This window comes from Catenulispora rubra (assembly GCF_015356825.1).
In the GTDB taxonomy this organism is placed as follows: domain Bacteria; phylum Actinomycetota; class Actinomycetes; order Streptomycetales; family Catenulisporaceae; genus Catenulispora; species Catenulispora rubra.
The window spans coordinates 1-15,469 of the sequence record NZ_JAACYW010000056.1; the positions used below are offsets into that span (position 1 = coordinate 1).

At 70.0% G+C, this 15,469-nt stretch carries 16 protein-coding genes and 1 pseudogene; 8 read left to right on the top strand and 9 right to left on the bottom strand.

Annotated features, from left to right (window positions below):
- From GWK61_RS17910 to GWK61_RS17925, 4 genes are all read right to left on the bottom strand, one after another.
- On the bottom strand, window positions 1-268 hold a 268-nt coding region (locus GWK61_RS17910), incomplete at its 3' end, for a GNAT family N-acetyltransferase (RefSeq protein ID WP_228562503.1).
- A gap of 99 nt (window positions 269-367) precedes the next feature.
- A complete protein-coding gene (locus tag GWK61_RS17915) occupies window positions 368-652 on the bottom strand; it encodes a tautomerase family protein (protein ID WP_228562504.1) in 285 nt (94 codons plus the stop codon).
- 29 nt (window positions 653-681) lie between these two features.
- The gene (locus tag GWK61_RS17920) at window positions 682-1,617 is read right to left on the bottom strand and encodes an SDR family oxidoreductase (RefSeq protein WP_194909532.1); all 936 of its coding nucleotides are present in this window, start codon (window positions 1,615-1,617) and stop codon (window positions 682-684) included.
- 37 nt (window positions 1,618-1,654) lie between these two features.
- Complete coding sequence (locus GWK61_RS17925; RefSeq protein WP_194909533.1) at window positions 1,655-2,482, bottom strand: SDR family oxidoreductase; 828 nt, start codon at window positions 2,480-2,482, stop codon at window positions 1,655-1,657.
- Window positions 2,483-2,605: 123 nt separating this feature from the next.
- Here GWK61_RS17925 and GWK61_RS17930 point away from each other — a divergent pair, with 123 nt between their 5' ends.
- Entirely contained in the window at window positions 2,606-3,469 is an 864-nt protein-coding gene (locus tag GWK61_RS17930) for an MmyB family transcriptional regulator (RefSeq protein WP_194909534.1), read from the top strand.
- Window positions 3,470-3,528: 59 nt separating this feature from the next.
- Complete coding sequence (locus GWK61_RS17935; RefSeq protein WP_194909535.1) at window positions 3,529-5,859, top strand: FUSC family protein; 2,331 nt, start codon at window positions 3,529-3,531, stop codon at window positions 5,857-5,859.
- Between the two features lie 74 nt (window positions 5,860-5,933).
- Here the strand turns inward: GWK61_RS17935 and GWK61_RS17940 are convergent, their stop codons facing one another.
- Window positions 5,934-6,395 (bottom strand): nuclear transport factor 2 family protein, encoded by a 462-nt coding sequence (locus GWK61_RS17940; RefSeq protein WP_194909536.1) that lies wholly within the window; start codon window positions 6,393-6,395, stop codon window positions 5,934-5,936.
- 64 nt (window positions 6,396-6,459) lie between these two features.
- Between GWK61_RS17940 and GWK61_RS17945 the strand changes: the two genes are divergently transcribed.
- A complete protein-coding gene (locus GWK61_RS17945) occupies window positions 6,460-7,056 on the top strand; it encodes a CGNR zinc finger domain-containing protein (protein WP_228562505.1) in 597 nt (198 codons plus the stop codon).
- Window positions 7,057-7,087: 31 nt separating this feature from the next.
- Here GWK61_RS17945 and GWK61_RS17950 read toward each other — a convergent pair whose 3' ends face one another.
- The gene (locus GWK61_RS17950) at window positions 7,088-7,450 is read right to left on the bottom strand and encodes a DUF4406 domain-containing protein (protein ID WP_194909537.1); all 363 of its coding nucleotides are present in this window, start codon (window positions 7,448-7,450) and stop codon (window positions 7,088-7,090) included.
- A gap of 79 nt (window positions 7,451-7,529) precedes the next feature.
- On the opposite strand from GWK61_RS17950, the gene GWK61_RS17955 reads away from it, so the two are divergent.
- A complete protein-coding gene (locus GWK61_RS17955; RefSeq protein WP_194909538.1) occupies window positions 7,530-8,303 on the top strand; it encodes a DeoR/GlpR family DNA-binding transcription regulator in 774 nt (257 codons plus the stop codon).
- A gap of 101 nt (window positions 8,304-8,404) precedes the next feature.
- On the opposite strand, the gene GWK61_RS17960 is transcribed toward GWK61_RS17955, so the two are convergent.
- The gene (locus GWK61_RS17960; RefSeq protein WP_194909539.1) at window positions 8,405-9,205 is read right to left on the bottom strand and encodes an SDR family oxidoreductase; all 801 of its coding nucleotides are present in this window, start codon (window positions 9,203-9,205) and stop codon (window positions 8,405-8,407) included.
- A 181-nt stretch (window positions 9,206-9,386) separates the two neighbouring features.
- On the opposite strand from GWK61_RS17960, the gene GWK61_RS17965 reads away from it, so the two are divergent.
- The gene (locus GWK61_RS17965) at window positions 9,387-10,283 is read left to right on the top strand and encodes a helix-turn-helix transcriptional regulator (RefSeq protein WP_194909540.1); all 897 of its coding nucleotides are present in this window, start codon (window positions 9,387-9,389) and stop codon (window positions 10,281-10,283) included.
- Between the two features lie 156 nt (window positions 10,284-10,439).
- Here GWK61_RS17965 and GWK61_RS17970 read toward each other — a convergent pair whose 3' ends face one another.
- Window positions 10,440-12,461 carry a glycosyl hydrolase family 28-related protein gene (locus tag GWK61_RS17970; protein WP_194909541.1) on the bottom strand — a complete coding sequence of 674 codons (2,022 nt, stop codon included), beginning with the start codon at window positions 12,459-12,461 and terminating at the stop codon, window positions 10,440-10,442.
- 159 nt (window positions 12,462-12,620) lie between these two features.
- Complete coding sequence (locus GWK61_RS17975) at window positions 12,621-13,430, bottom strand: thioesterase family protein (protein ID WP_194909542.1); 810 nt, start codon at window positions 13,428-13,430, stop codon at window positions 12,621-12,623.
- Between the two features lie 123 nt (window positions 13,431-13,553).
- Here GWK61_RS17975 and GWK61_RS17980 point away from each other — a divergent pair.
- The 3 genes and pseudogenes from GWK61_RS17980 to GWK61_RS17990 all read left to right on the top strand — a co-directional run.
- A pseudogene (locus GWK61_RS17980) lies at window positions 13,554-13,688 on the top strand (nitroreductase/quinone reductase family protein); the annotation flags it as partial.
- Between the two features lie 74 nt (window positions 13,689-13,762).
- Window positions 13,763-14,134: a PadR family transcriptional regulator gene (locus tag GWK61_RS17985; RefSeq protein WP_194909543.1), complete on the top strand. Its 372-nt coding sequence runs from the start codon at window positions 13,763-13,765 to the stop codon at window positions 14,132-14,134.
- Window positions 14,131-15,360 carry a hypothetical protein gene (locus tag GWK61_RS17990; protein ID WP_194909544.1) on the top strand — a complete coding sequence of 410 codons (1,230 nt, stop codon included), beginning with the start codon at window positions 14,131-14,133 and terminating at the stop codon, window positions 15,358-15,360. Before GWK61_RS17985 ends, GWK61_RS17990 begins: the two co-directional genes overlap by 4 nt.
- Window positions 15,361-15,469: the final 109 nt, after the last annotated feature.

Below are 15,469 nucleotides of genomic sequence, written 5' to 3' on the forward strand. Positions count from 1 at the left end.
GGGTGGCGGTGTGCGGGTCGAGGGTGATCAGGCCGATCATCGCGGTGTCGAGTTCGACGATGAAGAAGCCGAATCGTCGTCCGGGTGTCGGGGCCACGGTGCGTTCGAGGTCTTCGCGGGGTTGGGCTCCGCCGACGTAGGTGCCGACTTCCTCGGATGCGAACAGGTCGATGATCGCGGGTCGGTCCCGGGCCTGGGATTCGCGCAGCACCAGCCGCTTGGTGTGGATCGGTGCGGGTGGCCAGGTGCCGGGTCCGGGAGCGGTCATGCCGACCGACTCTATCGCAGGGTTTTACGGCGCCGCGCTGGTGGAGCGCGGCGCCGGGGGTCGTGCTCGCCGATGCGGCTTCGGCGGTGTGAAGCCCTGTTACGCGGCTAGGTCAGGCGTGTCAGGATCCGTCGCAGACGCAGACGCAGGCGCAGGCTCCTGCGCCGGGGCGCTGTCGCCGCCTTGCTGGAGTGCGGCGAGCGTCAGCACGTGGTCGCCGATGCCCCAGCCGCCGTCGGCGACCTCTTCGACTAGCACCATCGTGCCGCCGCGGGCCCGTTCGCCGTAGATCTCCACGTAGAGCTCGGTGGCGCGGTGGACGATCTTCTCCTTCTGTTCGGCGTCGAGGGTGCCGGCGGGGACCTTGAAGTTCGCGAATGGCATGGGTGGGTTCCTGTTCTGGTTCCGGGTGGTCAGCGGCTGGCGTGCTCGGGGAGCAGGTCGGCGATTCCGATGCGGTGGTAGAACTCGCTGCGGATCCGGTCGGCGACGGTGGACACGACGTCGCTGCCGTCGCGGCTGGGGTCGACGTGGACTCGGAACGGACGCTGTCCGGCGGGCAGGTCGACGACGTCCACGATGGCCTCGGCGACTTCGTCGACGGTGCGGCCGGCCGGGAACAGCTCGGCCAGGCGGCCGGCCATCTCGTCGCGCAGCTGTCCGTAGGCGGCGTCGTAGGCGGCGGCGCGTTCGGTGTCGGCGGGGAGTCCGGCGTGGGCAAAGTGGTTGGTGCCGCTGGGGTAGGCGCCGGGTACCACGATCACGGTGTCGATGCCGTAGCGGATGACTTCGGCGGCGTAGCTTTCGGCCATGGCGTCCATGCCGGCTTTCGCGGCGAAGTACGGCGCCAGGAACGGCGGGTGTCCGCCGCGGGTGCTGGAGCTGCCGACCCACACCAGCAGCCCGGTGCCGGCGCGCCGCATCAGGGGCAGTGCGGCGCGGTTGACGCGCTGCGTGCTGAGCACGTTGATGTCGTACAGCTGGGCCAGTTGCTCGGGGGTGAACGCCTCGGCTGGGCCGAGCACCATGTGTCCGGCGTTGTGCACGACCACGTCCAGGTTTCCCTGCTCGGCGGCGATTTGGGCGATGGCGGCATCCACGGAGCTCTGGTCCTGCACGTCCATCTCGATGCCGCGCACGTCCACGCCGTTGTCGGCGGACAGCTGCGCCAGCTCTGCGACGTGCGCCGCGTTGCGGCCGGCGGTTTCACGCATTCCGGCGTAGACGGTGTGTCCGGCGGCGGCCAGGGCTCGGGCGGCCAGGTTGCCGAAGCCTGATGAGGCGCCGGTGACGACGATGACCTTGCTGTCTGCGGCGCTGTCTGTGGCTTTCGCGGTGTTCTCGCTCATGGCTCTTCTTCCCTCGTTGTGTGTGGTGGTGGTGTGCTCAGACCAGGCCGCCGTTGGCGCGCAGCACCTGTCCGTTGACCCAGTGGCCGGCCGGGCCGGCCAGGAACGCCACGACTTCGGCGATGTCTTCCGGGGTGCCGAGGCGTTCCAGCGGGGCCTGCGCGGCCAGGTGGGCGATGAGTTCGTCGTCCTTGCCGTCGAGGAACAGGTCGGTGGCGGTGGGTCCGGGTGCGACGGTGTTGACGGTGACGTCGCGGCCGCGCAGCTCGCGGGCCAGGACCAGCGTCAGCGCCTCCACCGCGCCCTTGCTGGCGACGTAGGCGCCGTAGGTGGGGAAGGAGGTGCCCAGGACCGAGGTGGAGAACGTGACCAGTGCGCCGCCGGGCCGCAGCCGCCGCGCCGCCTGCTGCGCGACGACGAAGGTGCCGCGGATGTTGGTGCGGTGCAGTTCGTCCAGGACGGTCAGGTCCAGGTCGACCAGCGGCGACAGCGCCATCCGGCCGGCGGCGTTCACGACGGCGTCGACGCCGCCGAACTGCTGCTCGGTCTGGTCGAACACGGCGGCCATGGCCTTCTCGTCGGCGATGTCGGCCTGTACCGCGAGCCCCTGCCCGCCGGCGGCCTCGATCTCGGCGAGGACCTGCTCGGCCAGGTCGGTGCGGCCGGCGTAGACGATCACGACGGCGTGGCCGTCGGCGGCCAGGCGGAGCGCGACGGCCCGGCCGATGCCGCGGGAGGCGCCGGTGACGATGGCCACGCGTCGCTGCGCCGAACCGGCGGCGCCGGCCTCGGCAGCTGCGGCAACCGCGTCCGCCGCGTCGGAAGGGGCGGTCGTGCCGGCCGCGGTGGTGTTCTCAGTGCTCATGATCTGCTCCGTTTCTCGGTGACACCACCACTTTGTGCCTGGCCAGGGCCGGTAACCAGTTGCCGTTTACCCAGGGGTCGGCGCCCCCTGGCTCCGGGCGCGGAGGTGACGGAGACTGGGGAGGTGGATCTGGCTGAACTCGGAGGCTTCTTGAAATCCCGGCGTGACCGGATACGTCCGCGCGAGGTGGGGCTGCCCACCGGTCCGCGGCGCCGGGTGCCGGGGCTGCGCCGTGATGAGGTGGCGCAGCTGGCTGGCGCCTCCGTCGACTACTACATCGAGCTGGAACGCGGCGGCGCCCAGCCCTCGGAGCAGATGCTCGCCGCGCTGGCGCGGGCGCTGCGGCTGAACCGGGATGAACGCGATCACCTGTATCACCTGGCCGGGCGTCCCCTCCCACCGGCCGGTGGCGCTGCCGCGCACGTCAGCCCGGGCATGATGGACCTGATGGACCGCCTGGTCGGTACTCCGGCGCGGGTCATCACGGACCTGCACGTGGTGTTGGTGCAGAACCCTCTGGCCGAGGCGCTGCTCGGGCCGGTGCCGCCGGGGACCGGGCCGCGGGCCGGGTTCGTGTACCGGTGGTTCACCGAGCCGGCGGCGCGCGCCTTGTATCCGCCGGAGGATCACGAGCGGCACGCGCTGACTTTCGTCGCGGACCTGCGCGCCGCCGCGGCCCGGCGCGGCAAACATGACACGGAGACCAGGGGCATGGTCGCCGAGCTGCTCGAGCGCAGCGAGGAGTTCGCCCGCATCTGGGACCGGCACGACGTGGCGGTGCACCTGATGGACACCAAGCGCATCGTGCATCCGGCCCTCGGCCTGATCGACGTCAACTGTCTGAACCTGCTCACTGAGGACGGCAGCCAGCGGCTGCTGTGGTTCAGTCCGGTGCCTGGTACGGACGCCGTGGAGAAACTGGAACTGCTGTCCGTTCTCGGTACGCAAGATCTCGCCGCTGATCCGAGCCGGAGCGCGCCGGGGTGATACACAATTGAGCGCGGTGTGGCGCCTGGCCCCGCCGACGTTCTCTGCCGGAGGTGTGGATGTCGTCAGGGGCCTTGCTGGAGCGGCGCGGATCGGTGATCGACTGGTCGGCGTTTACCGGGTGGTTGCGTTCGCACGATCCGGCGTTGGCGGCGACGCGGCGGGCGGCGCGTACGGCGGTGGTGATGCCGGCGTTGTTCGCGTTGTGCACGCAGGTGTTCCACTCGCCGACGATGGCGAGTTTCGCGGCGTTCGGGTCGTTCTCGATGCTGCTGCTGGTCGATTACAGCGGGACTCTGATTCAGCGGTTGCGTGCGCAGTTGGCGCTGGCCTTCGCGTGGGCGGTGCTGATTTGTGTGGGCACGCTGGTCGCGCGGGTGACGTGGGTGTCGGTGGCGGCGACGGTCGTCGTGGCGTTCGCGGTGTTGTTCTCCGGGGTGGTCAGTTCGGTGCTGGCCGGCAGCGCTACGGCTTTGTTGTTGGCGTTCGTGTTGCCGGTGGCGACGCCGGTGCCGTTGGACCAGTTGCAGTATCGGTTGGCCGGTGCGGGGTTGGCTGCCGCGGCGGCGTTGCCGGCGGTGACGTTGTTGTGGCCGCGTCCGGCTGCTGACCCGTTGGCCAAGCCGGCGGCGCGGGTGTGTCGGGCTGCTGCGGCGTTGTTGCGTGCTGATGCGCGCGCCACCGGTGGGCATCGGACGTTCAACATCGGTGCCTGTCAGATCGCGGCTGATGAGACCACTGCCGCGAACAACGATCTACGTCGGATGTTCGACGCGACGCCGTATCGGCCGACCGGGTTGTCGACGTCATCTCGGACCTTGGTGCGGCTGGTCGACGAGCTGACCTGGCTGGTGACCATCGTCACCGACCGGCCCAACTACGACGAGCAGCCGCCGGCCTGCGATCCGGCTGCCCGTACCGCGCGGCTGGCTGCCGCGGACGTCCTGGACCGGGCTGCCGATGTGCTGACCGACCTGCGTAGCGACATCAGTGCGCTGCAAGCTGCCGGGAAGGAGCTGCAGTCGGCGATGGCGGCGATGGAGGACAGCTCTACCGCGCGGTTGCCGGTGGATCAGCCTGTCGGTGAGAGCCCTGACGAGGCGTTCATGTTCATCTCCACGCTCGACTTCTCCTTCCGGGCGCTGGAGTTGGGGTTCGCTGTGGAGCAGATCGCCGGGAACGTCGAGTTGGCGGCGAAGGCGTGGCAGCGCAGCTGGCCTGACCGGCTGTTGGGGCGTGAGCCCGGTGCGCTGGCCAAGCCCCTGGCCTCGGCCCGTGAGCGCGCGGGTGCGCATCTGGGCTGGAACTCGGTGTGGCTGCACAACAGTGTCCGTGGCGCCATCGGTCTGGCGATCGCGGTGCTGCTCGCCGACCTGACCAGTGTTCAGCATTCGTTCTGGGTGCTGCTGGGCACGTTGTCGGTACTGCGGTCCAATGCCTTGAACACCGGGCAGAACGCGATGCGTGCCGTGTTGGGGACGGTACTGGGGTCGATCATCGGTGCCGGGTTGCTGCAGGTGATCGGGCATCACGGGAATGTGTTGTGGATGCTGTTGCCGGTGGCGATCCTCATCGCCGGTATCGCCCCGGCGGCGATCTCCTTCACTGCCGGGCAGGCCGCGTTCACTGTGACGCTGGTGATTCTGTTCAACATCGGGCAGAACCCGGACTGGCACATCGTGCTGCTGCGGATTCAGGACATCGCGCTGGGCTGTGGGGTCAGTCTCGTGGTCGCGTTGTTCTTCTGGCCTCGTGGTGCTGCGGCCGCGGTCGACAAGGCTCTGGCCAAGGCGTACACCGACAGCGCGCGGTACCTCTCGGGGGCTGTCACCTACGCTCTCGGGCACTGCACCAACAATCCTGACGCGCCGGCCGCAGCGGCACCAGAGGCTCCGGAGGCGGCCAGTCGTGACGCCGCCGCATCCGCTCGGCGCCTGGATGACGCCTACCGTACCTACCTGGCCGAACGTGGCGCCAAGCCGCTGTCGCTGGCCGACACCACTACCTTGGTCACCGGCGTTGTGGGGCTGCGGCTGGCCGCGGACTCCGTGGTCGCGCTATGGGAGAACAGCGGCCGCACCAAACTCACCGCCGACCAGAGCGCCGCCCACGACGCCATCCTGGAAGGCGCCGACAAGGTCACCGACTGGTACCGGGCCCTGGCCGACAGCCTCGGCGACCACAACGGCACACCCATACCGGCGCCGGTGCCGCTGCGGCCGGAAGCCGCCGCACGCCTGGTCGACGCGGTCCGCACCGACCTCGTCGACCAGGACGGGCAGGCCACGGCCACCGCGGTGCGGGTCATCTGGACCGGCGATCATGTGGACGTCGCGCGCCGGTTGCAGCCGGGGCTCGCCGCGGCCGCTAAGGAAGCTGTTCTGCAGTAGGCGGGAGATAGATGGCAGATGCAGATGGCAGGCGGTGTTCGGCGGGGGTGGGCAGCATGCTGCCCACCCACACCTCACCACACGGGGAGTTCGATCCCGTGCTCTGATTCGGGGCGCGGGCCGAACACCCGCCGCTCCGAGGCGGTGATGCGGCGGTCGTTGATCGAGGCCTCGCGGCGGCTCATCAAGCCCGCCGCGTCGAACTCCCACAGCTCGTTGCCGTAGCTGCGCCACCACTGGCCCTGCGCGTCGTGCCACTCGTACTGGAAGCGCACGGCCATGCGGTTGCCGCGGAAGCCCCACAGGGCCTTGCGCAGCGCGTAGTCCAGTTCGCGGTCCCACTTGGCGGTCAGGAACTCCACGATCGCCGCACGGCCGACCAGGTGCACGTCGCGGTTGCGCCATACCGAGTCCGGTGTGTAGGCCAGGCTGACCTTGTGCGGGTCGCGGGTGTTCCACGCGTCTTCGGCGGCCTGCACTTTCTGCAGTGCCGAATCCATGTCGAACGGCGGGAACGGGGGTCGGGATTCGGTCATGGCGCCAGGTCTACCATCGGATTCTCACGGATGCAAGGCGAATCATCCGTGATAACCTCGGCGCATGCCGGAGGATGCGACCGCACGGGAGTGGATGCTGGCGGAGGAGGCTGTGCCGATCCGCCTGATGGCGACCATCTGGGCCGATGTCGCAGGCGTCCACGACGACCTGTGCACCGCCGATGACCTGGACGCCTGGCTCGACGCGACAGCCGTGGACCGCTCGGGGCAGGGCTGCACTTCGGCCGAACTCGATCTCGCGCGGCGTCTCCGGGACGCCGTCCGCCGCCTCGCGGCGCAGGTCACCGGCGATGACCGGGAGGCCGCACGCTCGGCGACCGGCGACGCGCGGGCCGCTGTGCGAGACCTCAACGAGGTCGCCGCGCACCTGCCGGGCCCGCGCATCATGCTCGCCGACGGCGTTCTCCAGTGCACGACCAGCGCACCGGGCAGCGCGGTCACCGGCGCCTTGGCGCGCGTCGCCGCCGAGTCGATCGCGCTGCTCGGCGGCCCCGACGCCGACATGCTGCGGGCCTGCCGCGCGCCGGGATGCGTGCTGTACTTCGTCAAGACGCATCCGCGGCGCGAATGGTGCTCGGTGACCTGCGGCAACAGGGTGCGCGCCGCGCGGCGCTACGAGAAGGTCCGCTCAGTGCGCTGACGTCTCGGGGTGCGCTTAGGGGTGCGGGGCGTCAGCGCGGGATCTCCTCCAGCGAGGTGTAGACGGGGATGCCGCGTTCGCGGGCGATCGCCACGTCCTGATCGGCGCCCCGGGACTCCCCGGGCAGCCGCAGTACCGCGTCGCAATGTGCGAGCAGCCGTTGGGCCGTCGGGTACATCACGTGCTCGGCCAGTGGGTCGTTCGGGCCGGACGCGCCGGCGCTTTCCAGGACTGGCAGGGCGACCCATTCGCCGATCATCGGGACGTGTCCGGCTTGGAAGATCGGCCAGGCCGCGGCTTCCAGGCGCTTCAGGTTGCGTGCCATCAGGTCCGGGTCGCCGTTGGTGCCGGAGGCGTAGGGGCCGGCTATCAGGATCAGCAGTGGTTTCGTCATGGCGTGTAGGATACGGCAAGAACGTGCAGGAACGTGAAAGAGTCGGAAGAGATTCGGGACAGATTCGGAAGGAGTCGGCATGCTGGCCGCTTCGCGCAAGGATTTGCTGCTGGAGCGACTGCGTCGGGACGGACGCGTCGTGGCCAAGGACGTCGCCGCCGAACTCGGCATCTCGCCGGACAGTGTGCGGCGTGACCTGCGGGACCTTGACGCTGCCGGGCTGGCCGTGCGGGTCTATGGCGGGGCGTTGCCCGCCTCACCGGCGGTCGTCGCCTATGCCGCGCGCGATGCCGTCGCGCCCGACAGCAAGCGCCGCGTTGCGGCGCGCGCCGCCGCACTCATCCAGCCCGGCTCGACGGTGATCCTTGACGGCGGCACCACTACTCGCGCCGTGGTCGACGCGCTGCCGAAGACTCTGGACTGCACGGTGATCACGCACAGCCCCACGATCGCTGCAGCGTTGCTGGACCACCAGGCTGAGGTGTTCCTGTTGGGCGGGCGGTTGTTCAAGCATTCGGCGGTGACCTGCGGCGCTGCTGCGGCTGAGGCCGCGGCGCAGATCAGTGCGGACGTGTTCCTGCTCGGTGTGACCGGCGTGCACCCCACTGCCGGGTTGACCACCGCCGACGCTGACGAGGCTGCGATGAAGCGGGCTTTGGCTGCGCGCGCCGCTGAGACGTATGTGCTGGCCAGTGCGGAGAAGGTCGGGGCGGCGTCGCGGTACACGGTGCTGCCATGGGAGGCGGTCACCGCGGTGGTCACTGACGTCGATTCTGCCGACCCGACTATTGCGCAGCTCGGGCACAACGGGGTCGAGGTGCTTCACGCGGGAGCGGCTGACGACGATGGCTGAAGCAATTGGCGGTAGCGGCGAGCGCCGGCGGCTGATGTTGCACCGCCGGCGCCGACCGATGTCTGTCGACCAATGGCTTTCAATCAATGGCTTTCAATGCGTTAGCTGGGCTGGCCGGTCGGCATGATCGTGACCTGCTGCAGGTTGACCCGCGGCGGCAGGGAGGCCAGGAAGCCGACGGTCTGGGCGATGTCGCGGGGTGTCAGGAACTCCATGGCCTGCGCGGCGCCTTCCAGCCAGGCCTGGGCGCCGGGGTCGGTGACGTGGTTCTGGAGTTCGGTGCCGACGATGCCCGGCTCGATCGCCGCCACGCGCACGTTCTTCGCGCCGAGTTCGGCGCGCAGCTGCCGGGACATGTGGGTCACGTAGGCCTTGGTGCCGCAGTAGACGGCGAAGCCGGGGAAGATGTTCTGCGCGGCGATCGAGGAGGTGTTGATCAGGTCGGCGACGCCGCGTTCGGCCGCGGCGGCCACCAGCTGCGGGGTGAAGGCGCCGATGACGTTCATCAGGCCGGTGATGTTCAGGTCGATCTGGTGCTGCCACTGGTCGGTCGCGACCTGCTCGATCGGTGCCGGCAGCATCACCCCGGCGTTGTTGAACAGCAGGTCGGCGCCGCCGAACTCGGCCGCGACGCGGTCGGCGGCGGCCTGGACCGCGGCCCGGTCGGTGACGTCGGCGGTGATCGCGAGCGCCTGGCCGCCGTCCTTCTCGATGCGGGCGACCAGCTCGGCCAGCCGGTCGGCGCGGCGGGCCAGGACGACGACGCGGGCGCCGAGGGCGGCGAGCTCGACGGCGCTGGCCTCGCCGATGCCGCTGGAGGCTCCGGTGATGACGGCGACGCGGCCGGCCAGCGGGGCCTTGCGGGTGCTGGCGGCGGTGGCGGCGGTGGTGTTCGTGGACATGATGCGTACCTTCCACAAGCAGATCAGGTGGGGACTGTGCGGCCGATCGGTTCCGGCCTCACATCCAGAACACCAGCCGTCGGGCCCCTCCGGACCGCCATAACTGACCCTGACCAGGCAGGTACTGGCAGGGCTACCTTGCGCCAGCGAACCGGCGCCGCCATGGACCACACTGGAAGACATGGACCGCGCCACCGAGATCGCCGACTTCCTGCGCTCCCGGCGCGCCGGAATCGCCCCCGACCAGGCCGGGCTGCCGTTCGACGGCCGGGTGCGGCGGGTGCCGGGGCTGCGCCGTGACGAGGTCGCGCGGCTGGCCGGCGTCAGCAGCGAGTACTACACGCGGCTGGAGCAGGGCCGGGCCGGCAACCCCTCGCCGGAGGTGGTCGCCGCCGTCGCCGACGCGCTGCGCCTGGACGACACCGAACGCGAGCACCTGACCGACCTGCTCGCCCCCGCGGCCCGCTCGGCCGCGGCCGGGTCGTCGGCGGCGCAGCGGCGCGCGCCGAACCGCAGCCGGGTACAGAAGGTGCGGCCCGGGCTGTATCTGATGCTGGAGGCGCTGGAGCACGTCCCGGCGTTCGTCATGGGCCGCCGCACCGACATCCTGGCGGCGAACCTCCTGGCCCGCGTCGTGATCACCGACTTCGACGCCATCCCGGCCCCGCGCCGCAACCTGGCCCGCTACATGCTGCTGGACCCCCAAGCCCGCGAACGCGTCGGCGAGTGGGACCGCATCGCCGCCGAAACCGTGGCGATGCTGCGCTTCGAAGCCGGCCGCTACCCCCACGACCGCCAGCTGGCCGACCTGATCGGAGAGCTGACCGTCCACTGCCCGGAGTTCACCCACTGGTGGGGCGACCACCGCGTCCTGCGCCGCACCCACGGCGCGAAGAGCTACCGCCACCCGGTGGTGGGGGAGCTTCAGTTCTCGTACGAGTCGTTCCAGGTCCCCGGCGACACCGAGCAGATGCTGTGCGTCTACACGGTGTCGCCGGGGTCGGACAGCGCACAGGCGTTGCAGATGCTGGCCAGCTGGAGCGCTCCGGAGGCGGTCGGGGGTCCGGGGGTGCGGTGAGGCAGGGCCCTGCCTGGTTCGTCGGGAATTGATCGCGGGCCGGCACGTGGAGCGGGGCGCCGCCGCCGTCCACCCTCGGACGGCCGCGACGCCCCGTGTTCACCTAGCCCTGCCTTGTCGTACCTTGCGCCACTCCTAGCCCCGCCTCCTGCTACCTCAGCTCGCCGGCCACGGCGAAGGCGTCGCCGGCGGAACCACTGCCGGGCGGTCGTTGCAGGTGATGGTGTTCGGCAGCTCCCACGACGCCAGCCACGGACCCGTGGTGCCGCCGCCGGTGTTGCCGCCGAGGTCGGTCACGGCGAACTCCGAGCCTGCCGGGGTGAAGTGGAACGAGCCGCAGTTGTTGACGCCGACGGCGCCGACGTTGCGCGCGACCACGTTCTGGAACGTCGCGCCGCCGGCGGAGCGGGCCGAGAGCACGGAGGTGCCCGTGCCGTCGACCTTGATGTTGGCGAAGTGGACGTTCGTGATCGAGTAGAGGTCCTTCACCGGGAAGTCCGACACCAGCATGATCGCGTTGTAGGTGTTGTCCAGGAAGTTGTCGCCGGTGACCTGGATGTTCGCGTCGATGCTGTGCTCGAGTGCGTAGATCCAGATGGCGCCGAGGCCGATCTTCCAGTTCAGTTCGAACGTGCCGGCGCGGACCGTGGTGTTGTCCGCGACGGTGATGGTGCCGGCGAACGGCACCGCGCCGAAGCGGCTGCCGATCTGGAGTGCCGAACCTTCGCGGATCGGGTCGGCGATCAGGTTGTCCGACACCGTCAGGTCGCTGCCGCCGTACAGGGCGATGCCGTTGGCCAGCACCGGCGTCTGCACCGTGTTGTGGTCGAAGACGTCGCCGGAGTCAGCGGTCTTCTCCGACCAGGCCGCCAGGCCGTCGTCGCCGGTGTTGCGGACGAAGTTGTTCCGCACCACCGAGTTCGTCACGCCGGTGTGGAAGTTGATGCCGTCGGCGATCTGGTCGGCGATCTGGTTGCCGGTGATCGTCAGGTCGGTCATCGGGCCGTCAAGCCAGATCCCGACCTTGGTGTGGTGGATGTAGAGACCTTCGATGGTGGAGTCGCTCAGCGCGCCGCCGATGCCGTTGACCTGGTCGGTGTCGATGCGTTCGCGCACGTCGCCCTCGATGGCGAAGCCGGACAGGTGCACGTTGTGCGACCCGCCGACCGAGGCGTCCTTGCCGTAGAAGCCGACCCCGGTGTGGACCGAGCCGTCGGGGGCCGGCGACGACAGCGTCACCTGGTGGCCCTTGACGACGGTGTACCAGCTGCCGGCGCCCTCGATGGTGACGTCGTCGACGATGATGTGCCGGTTCACCTGGTACGTGCCCGGCGGCAGGTACACCGGCAGGTGCACCAGCTTGGCGAAGGCGATGGCCCGGTCGATGGCGTCGGCCGAGTCGTGCCGCCCCGTCGGGTCGGCGCCGAACAGCAGCACGTTCGCCGCCACCAGGTCGATCTTCGGCGGCGCCACCTGCTGGGAGTCCATCAGGTCGATGGTGGTGCCGGACGCCGCCGAGCCGGCCGGCGCGGTCAGCCGGATGACGTCGCCGGCCCGGTAGGTGCGGCCCAGCAGCAGCCGCTGCTCGTCGTAGAAGTGGTTGGGACGGAACGGCGTGGGGAACACCGGCGCCGGCGTGGTCTGATTCGGCACGCAGCCGCACTCGGTGGTCCACCAGTCCGGGTGCAGCGGCCCGGCCGCCGGGTCGTTGCTGAACGGGTACTCGTTGTACAGCCACGCGTACTGCGACGTTAGCGTCATAGTCCGGTGCTCGTGGCCGTTGACCGACACGTCCAGCGGCGCGGTGACGCCGCCGCCGGCCGGGGCGTCCGGGATGCTGTACCGGACGGTGATCGCGTTCGTCGCCGCCGGCAGTGTGAACTGCACGTACTGCCCCGGTTTCAACGTCACCGCCGAACGGCCGGACGCCTCCGCCGCCAGCGAGTACGCATCGGTGCTCGGGCCGATGACGGTGCCGTCGGTGACGGCGTTCTCCGCCTCCTGCTCGACGAACCCCAGATCGGCGCCGCGTCCGGCGACCAACGACGGATCCAGCGCGGCCCGCGTGACCTTCGTCGGCGCGGCCGTGGACGCGCCGGCCGGGCCGGCGGCGATGAGAGTGCTCAGGCCCAGGACCGCGGCGAAGGCCGCGGCCAGGGGTTTGGTGGGTGTGGGCATGACAGGACCGTAGAGGGCGGGAAACCCGGAAGCAATACTTCTGTGCCTTGATTTCAGAAGATCATCGATGATCTTCCGGTTCTGCTTGGCTTCTTGCGCGATGTTGATGGAATCTTGCACGCGCCGGGGAAGACAAGGCGCTGGGAGATCCGGCCGGCTCTAGGCGCCGTTCGGCGGCTGAACAGGTCCGCGTGGTTGGACGAGTAGCGGCTGCGTGCCGGTGCCGATGCTCCCGGACTCGTCGTGCAGCTCGGTCACGGTCGCGCCGATACCGTCGCCGGCCAGCGAGGTCCGCGCGTCCAGCAGAACCCAGTCGCCGACCGGATGCCGGTGCAGACTCAGCTGCAACGCCGTCGGCACGAACAGGAAGTCATCCAACGGCAACTCGTTCGAGATGCCGTTGCCCGAATCGGCCACCACCGCCAGACGCTGCAACGGCGTCGCCGCCTCGCCGTCGACCACCGGCACCCGCACCCGCGTCCAGATCGCCGCCGGACCCAACTCCCCGCCGTGGCCGCGCACCGGACGCCACTCGATCGCGTGCGGATAGTGCCAGGAATCCGGGAAGTCGGGGAACGGCGATTCCGCGGTCGCCGGCGGGATCGCAGGCAGCGGCGAGGCCCGGTGCTCCACACGCTTGTCCGCGCCGGCGCTGGTGGCGATGGTCCAACACCTGGCCTCGGCCACGACACGGCCCTCGATCGTGAGTGTCGCGGCATCCAGACGCACCCGCCGGCCCGGACGCAACGTCCGCACCTCCACCACCCCGGGCTTGCGCGGAATCACCCCCAGGAAGTCGACGTGCGCCTCCGCGATCCGGCCGTGCGTGGCCGTCACCTTCTCGATCTCGCCGATCAGCAGCGCCGACGGCGGACCGCCATGCTGCAACGACGTGTCCCAGGGGCTTTCAGTGGCCTGCGACGGCTCGAACACGGCGCCTTCGGCCCGGCGGTAGAAAGGCTCGCTCATCACCGCAGTGACGATACAAGCCGCGCGCCCGGCCGCAGCAAATGAGGCAAGACGTAACAACACGCACCACAAGAGAGCGCCACAACAGGGCGCGACAACAAGGCACCACAAGAACCGCCGCACCGAGCGCGGGAGGCGACCGACGCCGAACGCCCGGCGCTGTGGGAGATGATGGCGGGGATCTTCCCGCTGTATGAGGAGTATGCGCGCAAGACCGAACGGCAGATCCCGGTCGTGGTGCTGACCCCGCTCGACTGACGCCGCTCGATTAACGCTCGTCGCGCCGGCGCTGACGGTTGACCCCATACCTTGCTAGCCGATATATATCGAGTGTGAATTCATCGGGTAGTCGGACGGAACAAACGTTCCAGATCCTCACCGCGCTCGTCGACGGGCCCTTACACGGCTACGGCATCATCCAGGAAGTCGCGCAGCTCTCCGGCGGACGCACCCAGCTGAAGGTCGGCACGCTCTACGGGGCACTGGACCGACTCAGCGGGGAAGGGCTCCTGGTGCTCGACCGCGAGGAGACGGTCAACGGGCGCCTGCGCCGCTACTACCGGCTCACCGACGCCGCCGCACAGGTCCTCGCCGAGGACGCGGAACGGATGGCCGCGCAGGCGTCGGTGGCCTTGGCCAGGCTGCGTGCACGGGGTACGGGGATGGGTGTGGCGCGCGGCGCGACTTCGGAGGGGATGGCATGAGCGGGGCGGGGATCGGCGGGGACGGCGGCGCGGCTGAGTCCGGGCTTGAATCCGAATCAGGGCCCGAATCAAGGCCCGAGTCCGGGTTCGAGTCCGGGTTCGAGGCGAGGGCAGAGTCCGCGGCCGAGTCGAGCGCGGAGTCAGGGTCCGGGAACGTCGCGGGCAGTGGCAGCGACAGCGACAGCGGCGGCGGACCGGCGAGCGCGGAGGTAGCTGAGTCTGCAGACCAGTCGGGCGCGCCCGGCGTCCCGGACGGCCCGCGAGACGCGGCGGCGGTGCTCCAGCGGCGGTATCGCCGAGCACTGATGCTGCTGCCGCGCGCCTACCGGGCCCAGCGCGGCGAGGAGATGCTCGGCGTCCTCATGGACAGCGCACCCGAGCAGCAGCGGTGGCCCAAGCTCAGCGAAGTACTCAGCCTGGCCACGCACAGCGTCCGGGTCCGCAGCGGCGTGGGCGCCCAAGCGCTGCCGTCGCAGGCCGTGCGGCCGCTGATGCGGGCCGTGGCACTGCTCGGGACGCTCTACCTCAGCTTCCTGGTGGCCGTCGGTCAATTCCTGGGGCTGCGGTGGAACTGGGGCATCTACGGCAGCGACATCAACTACTCCGACCTCGACGGACACCACCACACCTTCGCCCAGATGGCGCTCTTGCAAGTCGCCGGGCTGCTGTGGCTCGGGGCGTTCGCGGCGATGCTGCTCGGCCGGCAACGGTTCGTGCAGATCCTCGGGTGGATGCTGGTCGTCCTGGCCGCCTCGCAGGTCACCGGCGCATACACGGCGCTCGCCACGGTACCGCCGCTGATCGTCGCCGCCGCGGTCATCGCCACCGGCACCAAGGAGATCGCCCCGGCCCAGCACCTGCGACGGTGGTTCGCCGCACTGGCAGCGGTGGCCGCGATCGTCGTCGTCGTGGCCTGGTACGGACGCGGAACCTACGGGCACCCGGCCGAGACCGGACCGCTGGTCGCCGTCGCCGCGGCGGTGGCGGCGGTCGCCGCGCTGCGCGGATGGCGGCGGGCCGAATGGGCCGTGGCAGCTGCGGTCGTCGGCGGCATCGCCGGTATCCAACGCGCCCTGGACGCCAACCACTACCCGGACTGGCAAAGCACCGGCCTGGACCCGCGCCTGCGCCTCATCCTCATCGGCGAGGCGGTCCTGATCCTGGTCGCGGTGTACGCGATCGTGCGGCAACGGCGGCAGAAACCGACCGCCATCATCGGCTCTTAACGTTCCGGCCTTATCAAGGTCATGAAACAGCAAAGGATCGCCACGGCCCTTGTCCACCAGATGAGCGGTAGCTAGCTTCGAACACGCTGCCACCGCGGGGCGGCGCCAC

Coding starts and splice junctions, on each gene's coding strand:
- GWK61_RS17915 (WP_228562504.1), bottom strand. CDS start 652: ATGCCATTCGCGAACTTCAAGGTCCCCGCCGGCACCCTCGACGCCGAA.
- GWK61_RS17920 (WP_194909532.1), bottom strand. CDS start 1,617: ATGAGCGAGAACACCGCGAAAGCCACAGACAGCGCCGCAGACAGCAAG.
- GWK61_RS17970 (WP_194909541.1), bottom strand. CDS start 12,461: ATGCCCACACCCACCAAACCCCTGGCCGCGGCCTTCGCCGCGGTCCTG.
- GWK61_RS17935 (WP_194909535.1), top strand. CDS start 3,529: ATGTCGTCAGGGGCCTTGCTGGAGCGGCGCGGATCGGTGATCGACTGG.
- GWK61_RS17945 (WP_228562505.1), top strand. CDS start 6,460: ATGCCGGAGGATGCGACCGCACGGGAGTGGATGCTGGCGGAGGAGGCT.
- GWK61_RS17960 (WP_194909539.1), bottom strand. CDS start 9,205: ATGTCCACGAACACCACCGCCGCCACCGCCGCCAGCACCCGCAAGGCC.
- GWK61_RS17925 (WP_194909533.1), bottom strand. CDS start 2,482: ATGAGCACTGAGAACACCACCGCGGCCGGCACGACCGCCCCTTCCGAC.
- GWK61_RS17990 (WP_194909544.1), top strand. CDS start 14,131: ATGAGCGGGGCGGGGATCGGCGGGGACGGCGGCGCGGCTGAGTCCGGG.
- GWK61_RS17975 (WP_194909542.1), bottom strand. CDS start 13,430: ATGAGCGAGCCTTTCTACCGCCGGGCCGAAGGCGCCGTGTTCGAGCCG.
- GWK61_RS17940 (WP_194909536.1), bottom strand. CDS start 6,395: ATGACCGAATCCCGACCCCCGTTCCCGCCGTTCGACATGGATTCGGCA.
- GWK61_RS17955 (WP_194909538.1), top strand. CDS start 7,530: ATGCTGGCCGCTTCGCGCAAGGATTTGCTGCTGGAGCGACTGCGTCGG.
- GWK61_RS17950 (WP_194909537.1), bottom strand. CDS start 7,450: ATGACGAAACCACTGCTGATCCTGATAGCCGGCCCCTACGCCTCCGGC.
- GWK61_RS17965 (WP_194909540.1), top strand. CDS start 9,387: ATGGACCGCGCCACCGAGATCGCCGACTTCCTGCGCTCCCGGCGCGCC.